Source organism: Streptomyces sp. NPDC018019 (genome assembly GCF_044327805.1).
Taxonomy (GTDB): domain Bacteria; phylum Actinomycetota; class Actinomycetes; order Streptomycetales; family Streptomycetaceae; genus Streptomyces.
The window spans coordinates 432,815-456,961 of record NZ_JBIRGD010000001.1 but is presented as its reverse complement, the minus strand read 5'-3'; the positions used below and the strand labels follow the sequence as shown (position 1 = coordinate 456,961).

Annotated in this window: 18 protein-coding genes and 1 tRNA gene; 5 read left to right on the top strand and 14 right to left on the bottom strand. The window is 72.0% G+C overall.

Going from position 1 to position 24,147, the window contains the following annotated elements; translation table 11 throughout:
• Positions 1-17: 17 nt before the first annotated feature.
• The 6 genes from ACH4FX_RS02135 to ACH4FX_RS02110 form a co-directional block, all read right to left on the bottom strand.
• On the bottom strand, positions 18-3,083 hold the full coding sequence (locus ACH4FX_RS02135) for an alpha-mannosidase (protein WP_398474262.1): 3,066 nt from the start codon (positions 3,081-3,083) through the stop codon (positions 18-20).
• Positions 3,084-3,161: 78 nt separating this feature from the next.
• The gene (locus ACH4FX_RS02130) at positions 3,162-5,318 is read right to left on the bottom strand and encodes an endo-beta-N-acetylglucosaminidase (RefSeq protein WP_398474261.1); all 2,157 of its coding nucleotides are present in this window, start codon (positions 5,316-5,318) and stop codon (positions 3,162-3,164) included.
• A gap of 151 nt (positions 5,319-5,469) precedes the next feature.
• Entirely contained in the window at positions 5,470-6,702 is a 1,233-nt protein-coding gene (locus tag ACH4FX_RS02125) for a glycosyl hydrolase (RefSeq protein WP_398474616.1), read from the bottom strand.
• Positions 6,703-6,827: 125 nt separating this feature from the next.
• Entirely contained in the window at positions 6,828-7,598 is a 771-nt protein-coding gene (locus ACH4FX_RS02120; protein ID WP_398474260.1) for a carbohydrate ABC transporter permease, read from the bottom strand.
• Between the two features lie 173 nt (positions 7,599-7,771).
• Complete coding sequence (locus ACH4FX_RS02115) at positions 7,772-8,584, bottom strand: carbohydrate ABC transporter permease (protein WP_398474614.1); 813 nt, start codon at positions 8,582-8,584, stop codon at positions 7,772-7,774.
• A 474-nt stretch (positions 8,585-9,058) separates the two neighbouring features.
• Entirely contained in the window at positions 9,059-10,270 is a 1,212-nt protein-coding gene (locus ACH4FX_RS02110) for an ABC transporter substrate-binding protein (RefSeq protein ID WP_398474259.1), read from the bottom strand.
• A gap of 1,018 nt (positions 10,271-11,288) precedes the next feature.
• Between ACH4FX_RS02110 and ACH4FX_RS02105 the strand changes: the two genes are divergently transcribed.
• Complete coding sequence (locus tag ACH4FX_RS02105) at positions 11,289-12,692, top strand: LacI family DNA-binding transcriptional regulator (RefSeq protein ID WP_398474258.1); 1,404 nt, start codon at positions 11,289-11,291, stop codon at positions 12,690-12,692.
• A gap of 117 nt (positions 12,693-12,809) precedes the next feature.
• A complete protein-coding gene (locus tag ACH4FX_RS02100; protein WP_398474257.1) occupies positions 12,810-13,346 on the top strand; it encodes a M23 family metallopeptidase in 537 nt (178 codons plus the stop codon).
• 187 nt (positions 13,347-13,533) lie between these two features.
• On the opposite strand, the gene ACH4FX_RS02095 is transcribed toward ACH4FX_RS02100, so the two are convergent.
• Positions 13,534-14,328 carry a hypothetical protein gene (locus ACH4FX_RS02095; protein ID WP_398474256.1) on the bottom strand — a complete coding sequence of 265 codons (795 nt, stop codon included), beginning with the start codon at positions 14,326-14,328 and terminating at the stop codon, positions 13,534-13,536.
• A gap of 466 nt (positions 14,329-14,794) precedes the next feature.
• Between ACH4FX_RS02095 and ACH4FX_RS02090 the strand changes: the two genes are divergently transcribed.
• Both ACH4FX_RS02090 and ACH4FX_RS02085 read left to right on the top strand, forming a co-directional pair.
• Positions 14,795-15,703: a zinc-binding dehydrogenase gene (locus ACH4FX_RS02090; protein ID WP_398474255.1), complete on the top strand. Its 909-nt coding sequence runs from the start codon at positions 14,795-14,797 to the stop codon at positions 15,701-15,703.
• A 128-nt stretch (positions 15,704-15,831) separates the two neighbouring features.
• Positions 15,832-16,692 (top strand): cupin domain-containing protein, encoded by an 861-nt coding sequence (locus ACH4FX_RS02085; RefSeq protein WP_398474254.1) that lies wholly within the window; start codon positions 15,832-15,834, stop codon positions 16,690-16,692.
• A 312-nt stretch (positions 16,693-17,004) separates the two neighbouring features.
• Here the strand turns inward: ACH4FX_RS02085 and ACH4FX_RS02080 are convergent, their stop codons facing one another.
• Positions 17,005-17,133 carry a hypothetical protein gene (locus ACH4FX_RS02080; protein WP_398474253.1) on the bottom strand — a complete coding sequence of 43 codons (129 nt, stop codon included), beginning with the start codon at positions 17,131-17,133 and terminating at the stop codon, positions 17,005-17,007.
• A 177-nt stretch (positions 17,134-17,310) separates the two neighbouring features.
• Here ACH4FX_RS02080 and ACH4FX_RS02075 point away from each other — a divergent pair, with 177 nt between their 5' ends.
• Complete coding sequence (locus ACH4FX_RS02075; RefSeq protein ID WP_398474252.1) at positions 17,311-18,438, top strand: amidohydrolase family protein; 1,128 nt, start codon at positions 17,311-17,313, stop codon at positions 18,436-18,438.
• 863 nt (positions 18,439-19,301) lie between these two features.
• Here the strand turns inward: ACH4FX_RS02075 and ACH4FX_RS02070 are convergent.
• The 6 genes from ACH4FX_RS02070 to glp form a co-directional block, all read right to left on the bottom strand.
• A tRNA-Ala gene (locus ACH4FX_RS02070) sits at positions 19,302-19,374 on the bottom strand.
• Between the two features lie 75 nt (positions 19,375-19,449).
• The gene (gene glpR, locus ACH4FX_RS02065; RefSeq protein WP_398474251.1) at positions 19,450-20,595 is read right to left on the bottom strand and encodes a gephyrin-like molybdotransferase receptor GlpR; all 1,146 of its coding nucleotides are present in this window, start codon (positions 20,593-20,595) and stop codon (positions 19,450-19,452) included.
• 151 nt (positions 20,596-20,746) lie between these two features.
• A complete protein-coding gene (locus ACH4FX_RS02060) occupies positions 20,747-21,370 on the bottom strand; it encodes a GNAT family N-acetyltransferase (RefSeq protein ID WP_398474612.1) in 624 nt (207 codons plus the stop codon).
• Entirely contained in the window at positions 21,367-21,855 is a 489-nt protein-coding gene (locus ACH4FX_RS02055; RefSeq protein ID WP_398474610.1) for a molybdenum cofactor biosynthesis protein B, read from the bottom strand. The genes ACH4FX_RS02060 and ACH4FX_RS02055 overlap by 4 nt, the downstream gene beginning before the upstream one ends.
• Positions 21,856-22,118: 263 nt before the next feature.
• On the bottom strand, positions 22,119-22,601 hold the full coding sequence (gene moaC / locus ACH4FX_RS02050) for a cyclic pyranopterin monophosphate synthase MoaC (RefSeq protein WP_398474250.1): 483 nt from the start codon (positions 22,599-22,601) through the stop codon (positions 22,119-22,121).
• Between the two features lie 225 nt (positions 22,602-22,826).
• Positions 22,827-24,143: a gephyrin-like molybdotransferase Glp gene (gene glp, locus ACH4FX_RS02045; protein ID WP_398474249.1), complete on the bottom strand. Its 1,317-nt coding sequence runs from the start codon at positions 24,141-24,143 to the stop codon at positions 22,827-22,829.
• Between the last annotated feature and the right edge of the window lie 4 nt (positions 24,144-24,147).

Below are 24,147 nucleotides of genomic sequence, written 5' to 3'. Positions count from 1 at the left end.
GCGGTCCGCCCGCGTCCTCAGCCCTCCGCTCCCCGCGACAGCCGTACGGTCACGATCTGGAAGGGCCGCAGCGTCAGCGCCACCTGTCCGTCCCGCACCTCACCGAGGGCCGTCCCTGCCAGGTCCCGCTCCAGCAGGTCCGTCTCGACCGCTCCCGCCAGCGGGAACCCGGCGGTGAGGACGGCCGACGCCCGCCCGCCGTGCGACTCGTACAGCCGGACCACGACGTCACCGCTGCGGTCCTCGGCCAGCTTCACGGCCTCGACCACCACCGCGTCGTCGTCCACCCCGACCAGCGGCGCGACCGGCCCGCCCCCGCGCACCGTGCGCTCCGGCAGGTTGATCCAGTGGCCCTCGCGCACCGCGTCCGCGATGCCCGCGCCGGGTGCGAGCGCGTACCGCAGCCGGTGGTGGCCCTGGTCGGTCTCCGGGTCCGGGTAGCGGGGCGCCCGGAGCAGGGACAGCCGTACGGTCGTGGTCTGGCCGCCGTCCGGGCGGACGTCGCGGGTGACGTCGTGCCCGTACGTGGAGTCGTTGACCAGGGCCGCGCCCCAGCCCGGCTCCTCGACCTGGATCCAGCGGTGGGCGCAGATCTCGAACTTGGCCGCCTCCCAGGACGTGTTGGTGTGGGTGGCGCGGAAGACGTGCCCGAACTGGGTCTCCGACGCGGAGCGGTCGGCCTTCACGTCGAGCGGGAAGGCCGCCTTGAGGAACGTCTCGGTCTCCCGCCAGTCCACCTCGGTGTCGATGTCCAGCACCTTGGCCCCGGCCCGCAGCGTCAGGGTCTGTACGACGGTGGAGCCGTGCCCGAAGGACCGGGCGACCTTGACACCCACCCGTTCCGGGCCGGACTCGACGACCGTCAGCTCGTCCACGCCCACCAGGTCGGTGACGTTGTGGCGGTAGAACTCGTCCACGTCCCAGGCGTCCCACATGTTGGGAAAGTCCGGGTGGATCTGGAGGAGGTTGGCCGCCGCGCCCGGCGCGACGGCCTCGCGGCCGGCCTCGATGTCGTACGCGGACACGACCAGCCCGCGGGCGTCGATCTCGATGCGCAGCCGGCCGTTGGCGAGCCGGTGGCCGCCGGTGGCCCGGCCGTCCACGGTCAGCGGCTCGACGGTCACCGGGCGCACCGCGGCGGGCGTGCCGCCCCGGCCGGGCGCCGGCTCCGCGCCGCCCGCCGGGACGCCGTCGCGCGCGTGCGGCGCCGCGTTGAAGACGATCTCGCGGGTGCCCGGGCCCGCCAGCGCGGTCTGCGCGGCGAGCACGATCGCGGTCAGCTCCTCGCGGACCCGCGCGTAGGTCTCGCGGGCCTCCCGGTGCACCCAGGCGATCGACGAGCCGGGCAGGATGTCGTGGAACTGGTGCAGCAGCACCGTCTTCCAGATGCGCTCCAGGTCCTCGTACGGGTACGCGTAGCCCGGGACCCGTACGGCGGCGGTGGCGGCCCACAGTTCCGCCTCGCGCAGCAGCGATTCGCTGTGCCGGTTGCCCTGCTTGGTCTTGGCCTGCGAGGTGTAGGTGCCGCGGTGCAGCTCCAGGTACAGCTCGCCCGCCCACACCGGCGCGTCCGGGTACTCCGCGTGTGCCTTCTCGAAGAACGCCTCGGGCTTCTCGATCTCGACCCGCGGCGAGCCCTCCAGGTCCCGCAGCCGGGCGGCGCGGGCCAGCATCTCGCGGGTGGCGCCGCCGCCCCCGTCCCCCCACCCGAAGGGCACCAGGGAACGCGAACCGCGGCCCTTCTCACGGTAGTTGCGGGCCGCGTGCGCCATCTCCTTGCCGCCGAGGTCGGAGTTGTAGGTGTCGACCGGCGGGAAGTGGGTGAAGACCCGGGTGCCGTCGATGCCCTCCCACCAGAACGTGTGGTGCGGGAACCGGTTGACCTGGCTCCAGGAGATCTTCTGCGTCAGGAACCAGTCCGCGCCCGACAGCTTGACCAGCTGCGGCATGGCCGCGGTGTAGCCGAAGGAGTCCGGCAGCCAGACCTCCTTCGTCTCGATCCCGAACTCGTCCAGGAAGAACTTCTTCCCGAACAGGAACTGCCGGGCCATCGCCTCGCCGCCGACCATGTTGGTGTCCGACTCCACCCACATGCCGCCGACGGGGACGAACTGCCCCGCCTCGATCTTCGCCTTGACCTTGGCGAACACCTCGGGCCGGTGCTCCTTGATCCAGGCCAGCTGCTGCGCCTGCGACATGGCGAAGACGAACTCGGGGTGCCCGTCCATCAGGTTGACCATGTTCGACGACGTACGGGCCACCTTGCGGACCGTCTCGCGCAGCGGCCACAGCCAGGCGGAGTCGATGTGCGCGTGGCCGACCGCGCTGATGCGGTGGGCCGAGGCGTGGGCCGGGGCCGCCAGCACGTCCGCGAGCCGGGCACGGGCCCGTGCGGCCGTGCCGGGGACGTCCTTCAGGTCCACCGCGTCCAGGGCCCGCTCGACGGCGCGCAGGATGCCGTGCCTGCGCGCGTCGGCCGCGTCCAGCTCCAGCATCAGGCCGCGCAGCACCTCCAGGTCCTGGACCAGCTCCCAGACCTCGGTCTCGAAGACCACGAGGTCCATCCGCCGCACCCGGTACAGCGGCGCGTGGCCCGCGGTGAGCCGGTCGCCCTCGTAGGTGGGCCGGTGGTCGGTCAGTACGGGGTTGGAGGCCGCCTCCACGTACAGCTCGACCTCCTCCCCGCCGGCCGCCGGATCGGCGACGCGCACCCAGTCGTTGCGCGGGTTCAGGCCCTTCACGGCCTCGCCGTCCGGCCGGTAGACCAGGCCCTCGCACTGGAAGCCGGGCATGTTCGCCTCGAAACCGAGATCCAGCACGGCTTCGACGGTGCGCCCGGCCCACTCCGCCGGGACCTGCCCGGTCACCCGGAACCAGGTGGTCCCCCAGGCGGGCCCCCACGCCTCGCCGGCCTTCGTCGGCTCGTAGTCGGCGGCCAGGCCCTCGGCGGGCGGCACCGGCTCCCCCGGCGCCTCCCAGCGCGCGATCGTCAGCGGCACGGACCGGCTGCGGACGGCGGGCACGATGCGGTCGGTCAGGACACGGCGTAGACGGTGTTCGACGATGCTGCGGTCGTCGTGCATGAGGGAGCTCCGATGGGTGCGATGCGGGTACGGGGTGAGTGCGGGTCCTGCGGGTCTCTTGCCCTTTGGGCGCGCGGCCTACCAGGTGAATACGGCCGCGGCGGCAACCGACGAGGTGTACAGCTCGCCGACCGCCCGTACTTCCAGCCGGGTGCCGGGCTCTGCGGACGACCGGCGCAAGGCGGGCAGGTAGCAGGCGGCTCCGCAGGTCCCGCCGAGGAAGCGCCGCTTCCCGTCCGGGAGGACCTGGTGCACCTCGTAGTGCCGTACGGGCACGCCCTTGGCCGACGGCTTCCAGGTGAGCCGGAGTTCGGCCGCGCCGTCGCCCGTGACGCGCGATGCGGCGACCTTCAGGGCGCTCGGCGGGGCGGGCGTCTGCGCGTCGGGGTCGCCGTCGTGGACGGCGAGGGCACCCAGCCGCCAGCGCACGGGCTCCCCGCCGGGCGCGCCCAGCCGGATGCCGAGCACGCGCGCGGTACGTCCGGGCCCGTCCCCGATGCGTACGGTCGTGGTGACCCAGCCGTCCGCGGCCCGTACGGTCCGCGCGGGGAACCGGCGGAACGTGGGCTGCCCGCCCGGTTTCGCGGGCTCCGCGTACGCCACGGCCGCCTCCACGGCGACCGCCGCCGACCCCTCGTCCACGCGGTGCGTGATCTCCAGGACGGTGCCGGTACGCAGGGGCAGCCGCGTCCGGAACAGCTCCAGCGTCACGGGGCGGTCGAGCGGACCCTCGACGAGCAGGCTGCTGCCGCCCCGCCATGCCGCACCGAAGTCGAACCCGATGCCGGGCCGCCGCGGGGTTCCGCCGCCGTCCGCCCACAGCGCCCACCGCCGCCCCGGCAGCCGGTCCTGGAGCCCCAGGTGGTTCCACTCGGTGTCGCCGGTCCGCACCCCGCCCTCGTACCAGGCCGTGCCGTGCCCGGTGTTGAAGGCGGAGGCGAACGGTACGGAGGCGACGGTGGCGCGGTCGGCCACCGTACGGGCCGCGGGGCGCCAGGAGCCCGGCCCGGCGGGCGCCGACGGATCGGTGTTCCGCCCGCCCCAGAACTGGTCGTCGCGGGCGTGGAACAGGCCGGGCGCCTCGCCGGACCGCCGCGTCCACTCCGGCCGGTAGAGCCCGTACGACACCACGTGGTCGCGGCCCTCCGGCACGAAGGCGTCCCAGTTCACGTACGTGTCCCAACCGTTGGCCTCGACATCGACGCCGGCCCACAGCTCGTACGGCGAACGCCCCAGCCGCCGGGCGTACGCGGCCGACGACGCCAGCCGGGCGGCGCTCCACCGGAAGTCCACGAACATCGTGTCGGACAGCTTCTCGGCGCCGCGCTGGAAGAACATCGCGTTCTTGTCGTTGAGCGCGCCCTGCCAGCCGACCCGGCCGTCCGCGTTGAACGCGTCGTACCAGGTGATGCGCAGTTCGGGCGCGCCCTTGCGCAGGGCCTGCACGAAATCGGCCATCTGCCGGGCCAGCGCGGGGTCGCCGCCGTCGGTCTCGCCGTTGAGGAACCAGCCGTCGAAGCCGTACGTGCGGGCCACCTGGATCAGCTTGTCCGCGAGCGGGAAGCGGCCCAGGGAGTCCTTCTGGACCAGCTCGCGCGTCCACGTCAGGTCGCCGCCGTAGGCCGTCGGCGGGAGGAAGACGTTGCCCAGGGCGGGCACGCCGTTGCGGTGCGCGGCATCGGTGACGGGGGCGTTGGGGGCGAGGATGATGCCTTCGCCCGAGGAACCGCCCCAGAAGACCAGTTCGTCCAGGTAGGCCCAGTGGGTGAGGGCGTAGTAGTCGGCCTTGGCGCTGCCCTGCGACGGGTTGCCCGCGGTGCCCGCGAAGGAGACCAGCGCCGAGATACGGGCCTGGCCGGCGCGGGCGGTGGTGTTGGCGGGGACCGGCGTGAACCGTTCGGCGAGCGGCACGGTCGCGGTGTTGTACGGGAGGTCCGGGTCGTCCTGCGGGCGCCAGCTCTTCAGGCTGCGCCACACCGCTCCGGGGTCCGGCTCACGCCCCTCGGGGAAGCTGTCGGGGAACCAGTAGGAGGCGTACGGCTGGAGGGAGCCCGCCGCCTCGGTCCGTCCTGCCCCGGCCCGTACCGCCTCGGCCCGTACCGGACCCGCCGATGCCGCCCCGGCGATCCCGACGCCCGGCGGAATCGCCAGCCCGGCGCCGACCGCCGCGGCTCCGGTCACCAGCCTCCGCCGCGACACGGCCGGGCCGGGGCCCGTGTCCTCGCCTGTGTCCATGCCCACTCCGTCCTCCCTGTCCGTCTGGTGCCTGCTTTCCGGTTCCGGTTCCGCTCCGGTTCCGGTTCCGCTCCGGTCCCGGTCCTGGCCGCGATTCCGGCCCCAGCCCCGGCCCCGCGCACCGGGTGCGGTTCCGCTCCCCGTTTCCGCCTCACTTCACGTCCGAGGGCCACACCACTTCCGCGATCCCCCGGCTCTCCAGGTACGCGGCGTCCCGTGCCCGCCCCGCCAGGACGGCTCCCGCCCGTACGCCCTGATCGGCCAGCCGTACCCACGCCTCGAAGAACGGGCCGCCCGGCGCGCACACCGACCGGTGCGGTGCCGTGCTCTCGTCCCCCGCGTCCAGGACGAGCGCGGTGGTGCGGCGCACCGGCCGGGGCGGCTCGGCCCGCAGCCGGGCCGCCATCCCGGCCACCACCCGCCCGGCGGGCTTGACCTCGCCGTCCGAGGTCAGCAGCCCGAGCCCGTACTCCAGCTCGGGGAAGTCCGCCAACTGCCGCGACACATCGTGCGAACACCACCATGTGATGCCGGAAAGACGCGCGCAGGTCAGCGCGTTCTCGATGGTCGCGGCGGCGAACGCGGCGGCGTGCCCGGCCGGTACGAGCGGGGCGGGCGCGCCCACCTCCTGGAGCCAGACCGGCCGCGCCGGATCGTCCGCCCAGGCCGTGGCCAGCTCGATCAGGTACTCGGCCAGCCGGACGGTGGCGGTCCCGTCGTGCCCGTGCCGCTGCGCCGTGCCGTTGAAGACCCACGAGTGGACGGTGGTGGCCCGTCCGAGCCGCGCGGCCTGCGCGGGCGTGAAGGGGTGGCCGTCCTGGAACCACACCGCGTCGTACTCGGCGTGGGTGTGCAGCCGCCCCGGCGCGACCCGCTCGCAGACCTCCAGCAGCCGGGTCAGCCACTGCCCGGCCTCCTCGTACGTACACGGGTCGGGGTCCGGGTGCGGCGGGCCGGAGAACTGGTTGACCTCGTTCCCCAGCGTCATGCCCAGGAAGTTGGGCCGCCCGGCCAGGGCGGCGGCGAGCGTCTCCAGGTAGCGGGCCGCGCCGTCGATCGCGTCGGGGTCGGTGAACATGTTCCGCCGGTGCCAGGTGCGCAGCCAGGACGGTACGAAGTCGAAGCTGGACAGGTGCCCCTGGAGCGCGTCCACGGCGACGTCCAGGCCGCACTGCGCGGCGGCGTCGACCAGCTGACCGAGCTGTTCGACGGCGCGCGGGCGGATGAAGGAACGATTCGGCTGAAAGACCGGCCAGAGGGCGAAGACCCGTACGTGGTCCAGGCCGAGCGCGGCGAGCGCCTCCAGGTCGCGGCGTACGTCGTCGATGTCGAAGTCGAGCCAGTGGTGGAACCAGCCGGTGCGCGGGGTGTAGTTGGCGCCCATGCGGGGCGCCGCGTCCGGGCCGGTGGGCCGGAGCGGGGACGGGCTGGATGCCGTACCTACGGGTGTCGTCACACGATCCGCGGGTGTCGTCACATGACCGGCGGGTGTCGTCACATCGCTTCCCTTCACGTCTTCAGCGCCCCCTCGCCCACGCCCCGGAAGAAGTACCGCTGGAGGGCGAAGAACAGCGCCATCATCGGGAGCAGCGCGGCCATCGCCCCCGCCGCGATGAGCCGCTGGTCGTTGACCGTGGTGGCTCCGGCGAGCGATTTCAGTCCGAGTTGCAGCGTGTAGTGATCGCTGTTGGTCAGTACGATCAGCGGCCACAGGAAGTCGTCCCAGGCGCCCATGAAGCTGGTCAGGCAGACCACCGCCAGCGCGCCCTTCGCGGCCGGCACGAACACCTTGGTGAAGCGCTGCCACTCGTTGGCCCCGTCCAGGACGGCGGCCTCCTCCACCTCCTTCGGCACGGCGAGGAAAGCGGCCCGCATGATCATCAGGTTGAGCACGGAGACCGAGCCCGGCAGCCAGACGCCGATGAGCGTGTCCACCAGGCCCATCGACCGCACCGTGAGGAACATCGAGATCATCACGGACTCGAACGGGAACATCAGCGTCGCGACCAGCACGGTGAAGACGGTCCGCCGTCCGCGCCACCCGGCCCGCGACAGCGCGTAGCCGCCCATCGCGGCGAAGACGCAGTTCGAGGTGACGGCCAGCGCGGCGACGATCAGCGTGTTGCCGACGTACTGGACCAGCGGGAACGATTCGGCGACCCGTACGTAGTTGTCGAGCGTCGGCTGGCTGGGCAGCACGCCCCCGTAGACGTTCTCTCCGCGCCCCTTCAGCGACGTGAGGAACTGCCAGACGATGGGGCCCAGCATGACCACCAGCATCAGGCAGAGGGTGAGGTAGCGGCCGGTGAGCCCGATGACCGCCTTGCGGCTACGGGGCCGGCCGCGGCCTGCGGGGCGGGTGCGTGGGGCTCGGGGCGCGCGTGGTGCCCGTGGTGCGCGTGGTGCGGATGGAGCACGCGGGGTGTGCCGCGCGCCGGGTGAGGACAGCTCGCTCACCTCTCGTCTCCCTTCGACAGCCGGTGCCCCAGCAGGCTGAACGCCAGTGTCAGCAGGAACAGCAGGATCGAGATGGCCGCCGCGTAACCGGTCTCGCCCGCGAAGCCCAGCCCGACCTGGCGGATCAGGAACGGCAGCGTCCGGGCGCCGCCGCCGGGCCCGCCGCTCTCCCCGCCGAGGATGTAGATCTCGGTGAACACGCGCAGCGCGGAGATCGCCGACAACGTCCCGACCAGCAGCATCATCGGCTTCACGCTGGGGATGGTGATGCTGAAGAAGCGGCGCAGGGCCCCCGCTCCGTCGAGCGCCGCCGCCTCGTACAGCGACGCCGGTACGTTCCCCAGCGCCGCGAGGTAGAAGACCATGTAGTAGCCCAGGCCCTTCCAGACCGTAACGATCATGGCCGACACCAGGAGCATCGTGGAATCGGTCAGAAACGGAACCGGCCCGGAGATCAGGTGCAGCTTCTCGAACACGGTGTTGACCAGGCCGTCGCTGCGCAGCACCCACTGCCAGATCAGGCCGACCACGACCGCCGAGGCGATGACGGGTGTGTAGAAGGCGGAGCGGAAGAAGCCGATCCCGGGGACCTTGCGCTGGACGAGCACGGCCAGCGCCAGCGGCAGCAGCACCAGGCAGGGCACGACGACGGCCAGGTAGACGACGCTGTTGACGGTCGCCGTCCAGAAGTCGGGGTCGTCGAGCGCCCGCCCGTAGTTCTCCAGGCCCACGAACCGGCCGCCCCGCAGAATCTGCGCGTCGGTGAGCGACAGGATGACGGTGTTGACGAACGGCCAGAGGCTGAACAGCACCACCATGACCAGCCCCGGCAGGAGGAAGAGGTACGGCGTCCACCAGCGGCGGTGCACCAGGCCGGGCTCGACGTCGAGGGCCTTGCGACGCCGCCGGACGGCGCGCCGGTCAGGGGCTCCGGGTGCCGGCGCCTGGGCTGCCGTCGGGGGCGCCGGGGTCCGCGCGCCGGCGAGCGGCGCCTCGCCCCGTCGGCCCGCGGTCTGGTCCCGCCGCTCGGCGGCCTCGTCCCGTCGCCCGGCGGCCTCGCCCTGTCGCTGCGGGGCCTCGTCCCGCCGCCCGGCGGACTCGCCCGGCCGTCCCGGGGTCTCGCCCTGCCGCCCGGCGGTCTCGTCCCGTCGCCCAGCGGCCTCGCCCCGTCGCTGCGGAGCCTCGTCCCGCCGCCCGGCGGACTTCCCCCGTCGCCCGGTGGCCGCTCCCCGCCGTCCCGCGGTCTCGTCCGCGTCCGTCCGTTCGGTGCGTGGCATGGCCGGTCACTGCCGCTTCTTCTGCTGGGCGAGGATCTTGTTTGCCGCTTCCTGCGCGTTCTTGACCGCCGTCCTGGCGTCCTCTTCCCCCCTGATCCCCTTCTGCATCTCCCGTACCACCGCGTCACCGACCTGCGTGGTCCACTCCACGGGCGTATTGGCGTCCAGCTGTGCGGACTTCAGTTCCTCGGCACCGATGGCCCGCGCCATCGTCTCGGGGTCCTTGCCGTCGCCCTTGTCGGCGAAGTACGGGTCGGCGAGCCCCTTCGCGTTCGACGGGTAGATGGTCACCTGCTTCGAAAACGCCACCTGGTTGGGCCCGTTGGTCACCCACTTGGCGAACTCCGCTGCCGCGTCCGGGTGCTTGGTGTCCTTGCGCACGCCCAGCGACTGCGTGTAGATGCCGATGTGCCCGAGCTTGCCGGTCACGGCCCCGGCCACCTTCGTCTTCGCGTACGCCGCCGGGGAGTTGCGCTTCACGTCCTTGAGGACGCCCGGCGAGCCGGGCCCGAACACCAGCTTCCCCGCCCCGTAGAGCTGCGCCAGATCGTCGGCCTTGGTCAGCGACTCCTTCGGCATCGCCCCCATCGCGTACAGCTTCTTCATCCGCTGCACCCACTCGACGGCCTTCGGCGTGTCGAAGACGAACGCGCTCTTCTCCTCGTTCAGGATCGGCACGCCCATCTTCTGCCAGTCGCCGGGCAACCGCCCCTTCGGGTCCGCCATGAACGCCGTGTACCGGCCGTCCGCGGCACCGGCGATCCGCTCCGCGTAGTCGAAGAACTGCTCCACGCTGGTCGGCGGCTTGTTCACGTCCAGCCCGGCGTCGGCGAAGAGGTCCTTGTTGTACGTGAGGATCTCGGGCGTCACGTACCAGGGGTATGCGTACACCCCGCCCCCCTTGCCCGGCAGCTTGTACTGCTCCCACGCGCCCGGCACGTACTCCTTGGCGGCCTCGGGATCCAGCTGGGCGACATCCGCGAGCAGGCCCCGGTCACCGAGCAGCTGGAAGGAGTCGGTGTTCAGATTGACCACGTCCGGCAGCCCGCCGGCCTGCGCGTCCGCGACGAGCTTCTCGTTGTAGCCGTCGCCCGGCACGTCCTCCCACTTCACCTTCACGTCCGGGTACTTCTTCTCGAACGCATCGATGACGCCCTGCACATACGCGGTGAAGTTCGGCTTGAGCTGCAACGTACGGAAGGTGATCTCCCCGGCCACCTTCCCGGTCCGCTTAGGCTGCCCCTTCGCGGCCGACCCCTCAGTCCCACCGACGCCGCAGGCAGCCGCGAGCGCCATGAGGGCGACGGCTGCGGCAGCGGCGAGGGCGGGTCGGGACGGACGGGCTGGGCGGGAGGTGCGCGAGGTGCGCGAGCCACGGTCATCGGCCGGCGCACGGGGGACGCGGTCGGCACGTGGGACCTGGGTGTCGCGGTCGGCGCGTGGCGGCTGCTGGGAGTCGCGGTCGGTGCGCGGCGGCCGGGGGCCGGGGACCGTACGGCCGCCGAGGCGGATACGGACATCGCGAGGGTTACGTATCGGACCCAAGTGCCTGCGCGTCATGGTCACTCCTGCGTCGGGGAAACGCTTCTGCTCGGGAAGCACATCCACGGAGGAGAGCACTTCCACCTAGGGAAACCGCGAGGAAACAGCAACGAACCACGCACGGACCAGCACCTGGCCGGCCGCGCTGCCGGATGGCGTTGCCAACGTTGTCGCCCGCCCCCACTCCCGTCAATGCACCAGCCCCAACTTTGCCTCTGCCACCTCCACTTAACGACCACCCGCCCCCACCCACACCTCGCTTCTCCCCCTCTCCCCACCTGCACTGATGCGCTAAAGCCGAAAGCAGCGGAACCCGTCATCTCAATCCCGTAACGAAGCCCGCGACTTCCCTCTCACATCAACTCCCGCACAGCGATTGACTTCTCTCCCGACCGCCCGTGATCCTGATCCCCTAAAGCGCATTAGCGAACCGCACTAATGCGGTTTAGCCAGCGGGTCCCGCGCACGGGCGGACGGATGACCAGCGGCCGACCGGGGACCGGGACACCGCCGGAGGCCCGGAGCACCGGAACACCGGATCACCCGGGCGGAGCACCTGGGGCACCTGGGCATCCGGGGCCCCGAGCACCCGAGCACCCGAGCACCCGAGCACCCGAGCCAACCCCACCCCCTCCCCACACCGACCAAGCCAACAACTGGACCATCCGGGCGACCGGAGGAGCTGACCCACGACATGACCACCGGTACCGGCCCCCCGACCGCAGGCGCCGACGGCCCCCGCACCCCCGGCCCCCGCACCGACGCCCTCCGCCTCCCCACCACCCCACCGCGCCGCCGCCCGACCATGAAGGACATCGCCGAACGCGCCGGCGTCTCCCCCTCCGCCGTCTCCTTCGCCCTGAACAACCGGGACGGCGTCTCACCCGGCACCCGCGCCCGCATCCGCAAGGTCGCCGAAGAACTGGGCTGGCAGCCCAACAGTGCCGCCCGCGCCCTGTCCGGCGAACGCTCCGGCTGCATCGGACTCGTCCTCGCCCGCCCCGCCCACACCCTCGGCGTCGAGTCCTTCTTCCTCCAACTGGTCTCCGGCATCCAAGAGGCCCTGGCCGCCCAGCGCGTCGCCCTCCTCTTCCAGGTCGTCGAGGACCTGGAGGCCGAATGCGCGACCTACCGCCGCTGGTGGGCCGAGCGCCGCGTGGACGGCGTCCTGGTCGTCGACCCCCGCGCCGAGGACCCACGCCCCGCCCTCCTCTCCTCCCTCGCACTGCCCACCGTCGTCATAGGCGACACCCGCACAACCTCAGCCACCCCCCTCCCGACCACCACCGACGTCCCAAGCACCACCGACCTCCCACACACCGCCGCCCTCCCAACCACCACAGCTCTCCCAAGCACCGCTGCTCTCCCAACCACCGTTGCTCTCCCGGTCGTCCCCCTCTCGAACACCACTCACACTGGCCGCGTCTCCCCCGCCTCCCCCTCCACTCCCCCGTTGTCCTCCCCCTCCCCCGCGCCCACCCCCACCTCCGCCGCCGCCTCCACCGCCCTCTCCACCGCCTCCGACTCCGCCGTCACCTCCCCCTCCGCCGCCCCCCTCTCCACCATCTGGGCCGACGACGCGGCTGCGATGCGGTCGATCATCGAGCACCTGTACGCACTCGGGCACCGCCGTATCGTCCACATCGCCGGGCTGCCCGGCCTCGCGCACACCGAACGCCGGGTCGCGGCCCTGCGCGCCGAGGCCGCCCGTCTCGGCCTGGACGCCGCCGACGTCCGCTCCGTGTCCACCGACTACTCCGACGAGCAGGGCGCCGAGGCCACCCGCCGCCTCCTGGCCGCCCCTCGCCCGCCCACCGCGATCGTCTACGACAACGACGTGATGGCCGTGGCGGGCGCCGCCGTGGCCGCCGGCCGCGGCGTGCCCGTACCCGCCGCCCTGTCCATCGTGGCCTGGGACGACTCACCCCTGTGCCGCGTCACCCATCCGCGCCTCACCTCACTCGTACGCGACACCGCCGGCTTCGGCCGCCTGGCCGCCCAGGAACTCCTCTCCCTCCTCGACGGCGCACCCACCCGCCGTCTCCAGGCCGAACTCCCCCATCTGGAACTCCGCGAAAGCACCGCCCCCGCCCCCTGAGCCCCCGTCACGCAAACCCGTCTGTTACCACTCGGTACGGGGAACCTATCGGCCGTTCGGGCGTCCGCCCGGCGTTTCCGGATGCGCCCGCCCGGCGCAGGGCGTGTCCTCACAACTATGAAACGGCTCCGCAGACGACTCCTGCTGCACGGCGTGGTTCCGGCGGCCATCGGCACCGTCCTCGGCCTGACCGCGACCGCGGCGGTCCCGGCCGTGGCAGCGGGCCCGTGGACCCGCCCAGTCACCGCCCATGCCCGCATCAGCTCGCCCTACGGCGTCAGGGGCAACTGGGCCGCCGGCCACCACACCGGGGTGGACTTCGCCGTCCCCACCGGCACCCCGGTCTCCTCCGTCGGCTCCGGCACCGTGATCCTGGCCAAGCGGTCGGGCGACTACGGCCTCGCCGTCACCATCCACATGACCGACGGCTACTACACCCTCTTCGGTCACCTCTCCCGCATCACGGCGCGCGTCGGCCAGCACGTCCGGGCCGGCACCCGGATCGGCTACAGCGGCGCCACCGGTCGCACCACCGGTCCCCACCTCCACTTCGAAGTACGCAAGACCCGCCACTACGGCTCCGACATCAACCCCCTCACCTATCTGGCCCGCCGCGGCATCCGCATCACCCCCCGCTCCGCCCTCCCCTACTGACCGCCGAGGCACCCCGTACTGACCGCCGAGGCCCCTCGGAAGCCCCGCTACCGCCCCAGCTCTCCCCGCCCTCCCCGCCTTCCCCACTCTCATCGCCCCCGCCCTGCCCCCCACGCCCGTCCCCTGCCTCCTCTGCCTCCCCTACCTCCCCCTACCTCCCCCTGCCTCCATCACCGCGTCACCGCCATCACCGCCCCGCCTGCTCCGGCAACCGCTCGACCTCCGCGCGGTCGTACCGGCCGAGCCGCCCCGGCACCAGCCCGTTCCGCTCCGCCGTCACCTCGAACTTTCCAGCCGGCCACCCGAGCAACGCCGCAGCTTCCTTGGCCGTGACACTCCGCTCCAGCCACCGCTGCCGCTCGTCCACCACGGCCGCGACCCGCTCCCGGTCGAGCCTGTCGAGGCTCTCCAGGCTGAACATGGGGTACCCCCGGAACTCCCCCACCGGCCGCAGCTGCCCCGCCTCGGCCAGGGCCCGCACGTCCTCCCGCTCGACCTCCAGCTCCGTACGCTCCGCCAGTCGCTTCGCCGCATCTATCGACCCGAGCCCGGGATGCTCACCGAGCACTTCCCGAATCCGCTCCGCCTCCCCCCGCAGGCCCTCCACCACCTCCCGCGACCAGCGCTTGCCGTCCACGTCCGGCGGCGGAATCATCCCCCGCTGCTCGGCCCGGCCGACCTGCCACCGCTGGAGCTCCAGCTCGCTCGCCAGCTGATGCGGCCCGAACGAATCCCCCTTGACCGCCTTCCGGCGCCCCGCCTTCCCGGCTTCCTGCTCCGCCGCGTACTTCTCGTCCCCCACCACGGACAGGATCTCCTCGACCCGGTCCGGCAGCGTCTTGGCCACCCCCTCCGACCAGCGCTCGTCACCCACGTCCGGGGGCGGGATCAGCCCCCTGGTCTCGGCACGCCGTACGTGCCGGGGCTCGATCCCCAGCCATTCGGCCAGCTGATGCGGCCCGAACGCCCGTTCCTTGGCCATGTGCCCTCCCGTCGCCGTTCGCCATCGGATACCCGATCACGTACCCATGACGAAGCCCACCGGCCCCGCGAAATCCAACTCTAGGCCCCACCGCTGACACCAACTCGCTTATCCACAACCCGCGTTCCCCCACCCCCGCCACCACCAACGTCATCCCGAAACTTTCAGAACCCCCTCACTCACTCTCACCACCACATTCCCAACACTCACACCGGTATCCACACTCACACGCACATCCACACCCGCGCTCGCGCCGCTCCCAAGCCCGAGCAACGCGAAAGAGCAGGACTCGACGCGCCGCGAGTCGCACTGACACAGATGGTCAACTGATTGATTCTCACGGGGCTGGTCGCTGTCCCGGTGCTGCGTAGGGTTCCAAGAAGGCGGCAGCGCGGCATTTGCGCACTCGATCTGTTGCCGCGCCGAGTGTTCAGGCGCATCCACGAGCGAAGGAAACACGTCCCTTATGCGCGCCCTTGTGGTCGATCACAGTGAGGCCGGACCCGTCCGGTTCGCCGATGTCGAGGAGCCCGTACCGTCCACCGGCGAGGCGTTGGTGGAGATACGGCACATCGGTCTCAACTTCGGAGAGCTGAACTACGTGGACCAGTGGCCGGCCGGCGCTGTGCACGGTCACGATGCGGCCGGCGTCGTGGTGCGCGCCGCATCCGACGGCTCGGGGCCGCCCGAGGGCACGCGCGTCGCAGTGGGAATGGCTCCCCACACGTGGGCGGAGCGGGTGGCAGTCAGTCCCGCCTCGCTCGGCACCGTCCCCGAGGGCGTGGACCTGGCCGACGCCGCTGCGCTGGGGATCGCCGGAGTCACCGCGTTCCGGGTGCTGCGCAAACGTTCCCTGCTGGCACGCAGCGTTCTGGTCACCGGCGCCAGCGGGGGCGTGGGGCACTTCGCCGTCCAGTTGGCGGCGCTGGCGGGCGCCCGGGTGACGGCGCTCGTCGGTTCGCCGGAGCGGGCCGCCGGGCTCCGTGAACTCGGTGCCGACAAGGTCCTGACCGACCTGGCCGGGACCGGGGACCGGTTCGACCTCGTCCTGGACACGGTCGGCGGGCCGCTGGTGGCTCAGGCGTGGAATTCCCTCGCCGAGGGCGGCACCATCCACCTGGTCGGTTACTCCTCGGGGCAGGAAACCACCTTCCCGCCGGGGGCCTTGTTCGGCTTCGGTGAACCCCGCAGCATCGCGACCTACGGCGACATGACACCGACCGGCGGGGAACTGACGGACCTGCTGGGCCTCATGGCCGCCGGGAGGCTCTCGGCGCCGGTCGGACTGCGAGGCGACTGGCAGGACGTGGACGACGCCGTCCAGGCGCTGTTCGCTCGGAAGGTGCTCGGAAAGGTCGTTCTTGACGTGGTCTGACGCTGTGGACGAGGGCACATGCGCCGCCGCCCGCCGGTGGGCGGTTCGCGGCAGTGGACGAGGATGGGCCGCTGGATGTGCTGGCGGAGGTCTTGCGTGTTTCGGGTGCGCGTGGGGCGCTCGGGGTCATGCTGAAGGCCGGAGGAACCTGGGGCCTGTGGCTGGACTCCTCTCCAGGCGCGGCACTGCACATGGTGTCCCGTGGCACGATGTGGCTCCACGTCCCAGGCGAGAAACCCCTTCAGGTGCAGGCCGGGGACGCCGTCCTGGTGCCGCCGGGTACCGCGCACGGGATGGGCGGCGGCGCCGCCGTGACGATGGGGTCCTGCGACCGTGAGGCGGCGGCCCGGTCTTTTGGCGATGGCCGGGCACTGCGTCTGGGCTCGGCGCCGGTGCAGACGGAAGTGGTCGTCCTGCACTATGAGCAGGATTCGGAGGTGCGCACACCGGTGCTGACCTCCCTCACTCGGCCGATGCACGTCACGGCCCGGGAGAACGCGCAGCTCAGAAGGACCGTCGAACTTCTCGCTGCGGAGCTCGCACAGCCGCAGATCGGCACCACCGCCGCCGTCAACAGCATCGTCGACCTTCTGCTCGTCCAGTTCGTACGCGCCTGGCTGGCCCGCCATCCGCAGGAGCAGTCCGGCTCATGGCTGGGAGCGATGCGTGATCCGGTCGTACGCGACGCTCTGGCATGTGTCCACGCCCGACCGGGACATCCCTGGACCACGGAGACCCTGGCTGCCGCGACGAGCGTCTCCCGGGCGACGCTGTCCAGGCGTTTCCGGTCCGCCCTCGGACAGACGCCGGGCGCGTACGTGACGCAGTGGCGCATCGACCTGGCGTCTGTCCGGCTCCGTGATACGGATGAGCCGGTCGAGTCGGTCTCCGGCGCGGTCGGATACGGCTCTCCGCACGCTTTCAGCCGTGCCTTCAAACGTGCCCGAGGCACGGCCCCTGGCGAGTACCGTTCTCGATTCCGCGAGTGATCGCACGCAGGTGCTCACCGGCAACTCTTGAGCACAACAGCCAAAGCCCAGCGCCCGCGCGCTCTCCGGGCCGCTCCTCGCGTCGAACCCGTACCCAACACCTCCCCGGAACGAACGAACACCACCCGCAACGAACGAATCCCGCCCGCGCCTCACGGCCCGGACGGGATCTCGTCAATCACCTTCGCACCGCCTCATCAACGGCACGCCGGTGGGGTGTTCACGAGGGGCCTTGAACTGCTCGGTTGTGGGCTTCTTGCTGATCGTTCCCCGTGGCTCCGGTGATCGTTCCCCGCGTTTCCGTGCCGGTGGTCAGTCCCGCCAGTCGGTGTCGGTGTTGCGATCGACGTACGCGGCCAGGGAGTCGGTGTTGCCCTCGACCGAGCCGGACAACGAGGGATCAGCAGCGCACTTCACCGCATCCGCGTAGCCTTCGCGCATTCACCGGTTCGTCGCGGCATCGGTGAACGATTGCCACAGTTGCGGTACTGATCGGTGGGGAGGCACAGCCAGGTGGTTGCCAGCGGTGGACAACAGCACGTGCAGCGTCGGGGGTTATGGGCGGTCCGCGCGGCTCGGCTGTTTGACGGGTACGCGGTGCGGCCAGGGCGCCCGCTTGTGCTCATCGATGGCTCGCGTATTGCAGGTATCGATATGACGGGAGCGCCTCCTTCTGCAGACCTGCGCGTTCTGGACCTTGGCGATGCCACGCTGTTGCCCGGGCTCATCGACTCTCACGTACACCTTGCCTTCGACCCTGATGACAAGTCGAAGCAGACGATGGCAGATGAGGATGCTCACGCCACCTTGGCACGCATGCGCCTCCACGCCAGGCAACAGCTGCGGGCGGGCGTCACCACCGTACGGGACCTCGGCGATCGCCGTTACCTCGCCGTATCGCTGCGTGACCACTACACGGCAGGGACGGAGGTGGGCCCGGAGGTTGTCGCGGCCGGACCGCCCATCACGCGAACTCGCGGGCATTGTTGGTTCCTGGGCGGCGAAGCCGACGGCATCGCGGCCGTGGAGGCCGCGGTCCAGGAACGCATCGCACGCGGCGCCGACGTAGTCAAAATCATGGCGACCGGTGGCGTGATCACCCCCGGGTGGGGGCCACACCAGTCACAGTACACACGCGACGAACTCGCGGCGGTGACCCGGGCAGCCCATGCACTCGGCAGACCGGTCACCGCGCATGCCCACGGCCGGCAGGGCATGGCTGATGCCGTCGCAGCCGGCGTCGACGGCATCGAGCACGCCTCCTTCTTCACCGAAGACGGCGTCGAACCCGACTGGAAGACCGTTGCCGCCGTGGTGGAGGCAGGCATCTTCATCGGCGCCACCGAAGCATGGCTCCCGACAGGCTCGATGGTCGCACCACACATGGCCAAGCGCGTAGAGCAGCGAAGTGCAAATTTCGCACGGATGCACCGCGAAGGAGCGCGGCTGGTCTGCTGCTCTGATGCCGGCGCCGGCCCCCGCAAACCGCACGGCGTGCTTCCGCACGGGATCATCCACTTCGGCTCTCTCGGCCTCAGCAACACCGAAGCTTTGGCTTCGGCCACCTCCCTCGCCGCCCAAGCATGTCGGCTGGCTGACCGCAAGGGAAGGATCGACGTCGGCTACGACGCCGACCTCGTTGCAGTGGCCGGCAACCCCATACACCACCTGGAGACTCTGTTCGACGTCCGAGCCGTGATCCGCGCTGGAAGGATATTCCAGGGCTGTTCCGAGAATGAGGGGTGAGCCCAAGTGAAGGGGCTGACCGGTCTGTCCCCGCGGACGCGGTGAAGTGCGCCACCACTCCCTCGCTTTTCGGCTCGGTCGAGATCACCGCCGGCTGGCACTACAGCGGCGGCGCCGACGATGGCACCTTCGGTTACAGCGCCAGCTTCGAGGTCGCTGCCCACTGTCGTGCTTCGGACGAAAGTCCGGGGAAGCCGCTGGTCTACCCGCAGATGTGCGTCGGCCTGATACTGAACGCCCCCACCGTCCGCACCGGCCCCAACGCGGTCGCCGCGCTCACGCAGCTGGGCAAGCTCGGACTGCCCGTGGGCACGTGCGCGGCCGACCGGACCTACACCGGGTGCGCGCCCGAGAACTTTCAGCTCCCCGTACGCCGTCTCGGCTACCGGTTCGCGCTGGACTACAAGGTCGAGGGCCCGGGGGAAACAGGGCAGCACCGGGTCAGGTCGCCCAGACTCTCCTGGTCGCCATCCTCGTCACGGCTGGCAATCTGGACATCCTCGACCTGGCCCTACCAGCGCACCGGCACCCATCTCACGGATACCGACTACACAGCCGTCCCAACGCCGAGAAAGCCGCACACCGGCCCAACCGAATCGACAGGACGGCCCCCACCCGCAGGCTGGCCGGTCGGCGCAACAATCGCACAGCATCACGGCCACCCCCGGAGCCCCGGGGCTGGCCGTGATGCTCAGACAACCGCATGACAGCGAATCAGCACGCACATCTTCGCGATCCGCTGTCATCCACCACCCCGGACAGCCTCGAACAGCCCTCGGATACGACAAAGATCCCGACCGATCATCACGATCGGCCGGGATCTCGCCAGCCGCTCCTCATCTAACTCAAGAACGGCACATCGGTGGACCTGAGGGGATTCGAACCCCTGACCCCCTCGTTGCGAACGAGGTGCGCTACCAGCTGCGCCACAGGCCCTTGCGACGAGTGAAACTCTAGCATCCATGTCGGGGTGCTCGGAAATCGCTTCCCCTGCTGGTCAGCTGCGGGGGGTCACTCGTTTGCCGCGCGGGGGCGGTCGTCGTCGGCGTACTGGTCGAACAAGGGGGTACGGCCGCGGGTGCGGCGGGACGGCGTGGGGCGGTGGTGGGGGTCGGCGGCCGGAGTCGGGCGGCGGGTCTCGGTGGCGGGGCCGGAGCGGGCGGAGCTCCAGGCGTCGTCGGCGTCCAGGTCGACGTGGCTGGTGGCACGGGGGGCCACCGGGGCCGTGACGTACGTCGGGAGCGGGACCGGGACCGGGTCCCAGCCGCCGGGCTCGGTGCGGTCGCGTTCGCGCTGCTGGTCGACCCACTCGGCGTGGTCGGTCTCCTCCACCAGGGCGCGCCGGCCGGCCGTGGACGCCGGCTCGGGGCGGGCGGCCGGCGCGGCGGGGCGCGCCGGGTCGGGGAGCGGTGCGGCGGCGTCCTCAGCGAGGGGCTCGTCGGCGGCGGACTGCTGGGACGCCTGCGGAGGGCGTGGCCTGCCCTCCCGCAGCCGCTGGGCCGCCGCCTCCGCCTGGCGCTGGTCCATGACGAAGGTGAAGCGGCGGCGTTCCTGGGCGCGGAGGTAGACGATGTACGCGCTGAGGAGTATGGCCGGGATGGCCGGTGCCCAGAGGAAGGCGAGGCCCCCGACGGCGGCGATGATCGTGCCGATGGTGAACGTGAGGAAGAGCACCGTGGTGGTGCGCCGGCGACGGGCCAGGACCTTGGCCCGCTTCATGCGCTCGGCGGTGGAGGGCCGTCGGGCGCCGGTCTTCTTGCCGGAGCGCGGCGCGGCGCCGCCCGCAGGGGCGGACCCGCCGGACGGACCGCTGTCGGCCGGTCCACCGCTGGACGGCCCGCCACCGGACGGGGCCGCCGGACGGCGGTGAGCGGCGGGCGGCGCTTCGTCCGCGGGCGCGTCGAAGTTCCGGACGTCGGCCGCGTCGGCCGCTGCGTCCGGGTCCCGCGCATCGCTCGCATCGTCGGCGCGCCCCTCCAGCCCCTTGGCGTAACGGCGCTCCATCGCCGCCCGCCCGGACAGGAGCCGGATGGCGGTACTGAAGCGCTCCGTCGGCCGGGCTTCATTGAGCTCGTCCTGCCTACGGAGCCACATCGGCACCAAGTAGGCGGCCCAGGCCCCGACGATGACTGCGTAGATGAGGCCGCTGCTGCTCACGCCTCACACGGTAGAGGGGTTTGCATGGGGCCATCCGCCAATTGGGCCGGTGTGTCGCACGATCTGGCTGATATCTCGAACTTTTTTTGTGATTGTTGAGATCAGCCGCATGCGATTGTGGTCGATTGGTGAAACAATTCGAACACGTATTTCATTTGTGGGGTGTGCTGGGCTTCTCCTGGTGCCAGCGGTTGAGCAGCCCCTCGGGCACCTCCTCCGCGGTCAGCGCGAATACGAGATGGTCGCGCCAGGCGCCGTCGATGTGCAGGTAGCGCGGGCGCAGGCCCTCCTCGCGAAAACCGAGTTTCTCCACGACCCGGCGGCTGGGCAGGTTCTCCGGGCGAATGCAGACCTCGATGCGGTGCAGGCCCACCGAACGGAAACAGTGGTCGACGGCGAGCGCCACCGCGGTCGGTATGACGCCCCGGCCGGCCACCGCCTCGTCGACCCAATAACCGACGTGCCCGGAACACATCGAGCCCCAGGTGATCCCGGCCACCGTCAGCTGCCCGGCCAGTCGGCCCCGGTGCTCGACGACGAACGGCAGCATCCGGCCCGCGTGCGCCTCCGCGCGCAGATGGCGGACCATCTGGCGGTACGTGGGCCGGTGCGGCGCCGGGATGCCGGGCGGGGGCGGCGGGATGGTCGCTTCCCAGGGGCGCAGCCAGTCGCGGTTACGGCGGTTGACCTCCCGCCAGGCCCGCTGGTCGCGCAGCTTTATGGGGCGGAGGGCGGTGTCGCCGTCCGCCAGTACGACCGGCCAGGGGGCGTTCAGTGTGCGCCCCCCGGGGTGTCCGGGCGCGGGTGGTCGCCGCCGCGCAGCTGGTCCACCGCGTGCGGGAGGAGATCGGCGAGTACGGCGAGGCCGTCGCGTACGCCGCCGGTGGAGCCGGGCAGGTTGACGATCAACGTACGGCCCGCGACACCGGCCAGCCCGCGGGAGAGCGCGGCCGTGGGCACCTTGGCGCGGCCCGCGGCGCGGATCGCCTCGGGGATGCCGGGGATCTCGTGGTCGATGACGCGGCGGGTGACGTCGGGGGTGCGGTCGGTGGGCGAGATGCCCGTACCGCCGGTGGTCAGGACCACGTCGTACGCGGCGGTGACGGCGGCGCGCAGGGCGGCCTCGACGGGGGCGCCGTCCGGCACCACCTGCGGCCCGTCGACCGCGAAGCCCAGCGCGGCCAGGCCCTCGGCGAGCACCGGCCCGCCCTTGTCCGCATACACGCCGGCCGCCGCCCGGTTGGACGCGGTGATGACCAGGGCGCGGGACGGGAGGGAGGGAGTCTCTGCTGCCTGCTCAACTGCGACGGGGCCTCCGGGGCGCTCCTCGGTGGCCCCCGGCCCCGGGTTGGTGGGGTGCGAGGTGTCGGAGGCCGGGGTGACAGGGCCGGGAGCCGGCGTGCCGGAGGCCGGGACGGCGGGCCCGGGAGTCGGAGTGCCGGAGCCGGAGGCCGGGGCGGCAGTGCCCGGTCCCGGGTTGGCGGGCGTGTCCCGTACGCCCCGCTCCGGCTCGTTGCCCCCGCTCACGACCGGCTCCAGCGGCCCGACTTGCCGCCCGTCTTCTCCTCGACCCGTACGTCGGTGACGACCGCGCCCTTGTCGACGGCCTTGACCATGTCGATCACGGTGAGGGCGGCGACCGAGACGGCGGTGAGGGCCTCCATCTCGACGCCCGTGCGGTCGGTGGTGCGGACCGTGGCCCGGATCTCCACCGCGTCGTCGGCCACGTGCAGGTCCACCTCGACCCCGGACACCGCCAGCGGGTGGCACAGCGGGATCAGGTCGGGGGTGCGCTTGGCGCCCATGATGCCCGCGATCCGGGCGGTGGCGAGCGCGTCGCCCTTCGGGACGCCCGCGCCGCGCAGCAGCTCGATCACGCGCGGCGCGACCAGGACCCGGCCGCTGGCGCGGGCGGTACGTGCGGTGACGTCCTTCTCGGACACGTCGACCATGCGGGCCGCGCCCGATGCGTCGAGGTGGGTGAGGTCTTGCTGGCCGCTGCTCATCGTTCTCCCGGTCCGGACCGTGCCGCCTGTGCGACGACACCGTACCCGCAGGCGTCGGCGGTCATCCGGCTACCCGGCCAGGACGGCGCCCACGCCCCACCGGTCCCGGCGCGCACACCCCGCGCGCGCCTGCGTCCGTAGGCACGCGCCCATCCACGTATACAGAAGCCCGCAAGCGCACGCGCCCATCCGCGTACGCAAGCCCGTAAGCGCGCCCTCATCCCCTCACCCCAGCAACACCACCTCCACCTCCGCCCCCGCCGCGACCTCGGTCGTCTCCTCCGGGATCACGATCAGCGCGTTGGCCTGGGCCAGTGCCTTGATCAGGTGGGAGCCGGCACCGCCGACGGGGGTCACGGTGGTGGAGTCGGCGTCGTACCGGCCGCGCAGGAACTGCCGCTTGCCCTTCGGCGAGTCGGCGATGGCCGTGTCGCAGGTGGCCTTGGAGGTGTGGCGGTGCACGTCGGGCAGGCCCATGAGCGTACGGATGGCGGGGCGTACGAACAGTTCGAAGGAGACGTAGGAGCTGACCGGGTTGCCGGGCAGGGCCAGCAGCGGGATGCGGTCGGGGCCGATCAGGCCGAAGCCCTGCGGCTTGCCGGGCTGCATGGCCAGCTTGCGGAACTCGACGGTGCCCTCCTCGGCGGAGAGCTCGGCGAGGGTCTCCTTGACCACGTCGTACGCGCCGACGCTGACGCCTCCGCTGGTGACGAGGATGTCGGCGCGGATGAGCTGGTCCTCCAGGGTGGCGCGCAGCGTCTCGGCGTCGTCGGCCACGGCGCCGACCCGGTAGGCGATGGCGCCGGCCGCGCGGGCGGCGGCGGTGAGCTGGAAGCTGTTCGAATCGTGGATCTGGCCGGGCGCCAGGGCTTCGCCGGGCTGGACCAGTTCGCTGCCGGTGGACAGCACCACGACCCTCGGGCGCGGCCGGACCCGGACCGTGGCGCGGCCGATGGCGGCGAGCAGGCCGGTCTGGGCGGGGCCCAGGACGGTGCCGGCCGGGAGGGCCAGTTCGCCGGCCGGGACGTCGCTGCCCCGGGCGCGGACGTGCTGCCGCTCGGTGACCGGGCGGTAGACCCGGACCTCGCCGCCGGCGGCCTCCGGCGCCGCGCTGTGCGCGCGCATCGCCTCGGCGGGGCCGCGGCCCGTACCGCCGTCGGTCCACTCCACCGGGACGACGGCCTCGGCGCCGGGCGGCAGCGGCGCGCCGGTCATGATGCGCGCGGCCTCGCCGGGGCCGACGGCGGGCGGCTCGGCGCTGCCCGCCGCGACGTCGCCGACCACGGTCAGCGCGGCGGGGAAGTCGGCGGTGGCTCCCGCGACGTCGGAGACCCGGACCGCGTACCCGTCCATGGAGCTGTTGTCGAACGGCGGCAGGGCGGTGGGGACGGTCACGTCCTCCACCAGGACGCAGCCCTGCGCGTCGAGCAGGTGGAGGTCGATCGGCTCCAGCGGATGGACCTTGGACAGTACGTCGTCGAGGTGGTCGGCCACCGACCAGACGCGTTCCTGGTGAGTGGTCCGGTCGGTGGTGGCGCTCACGGTG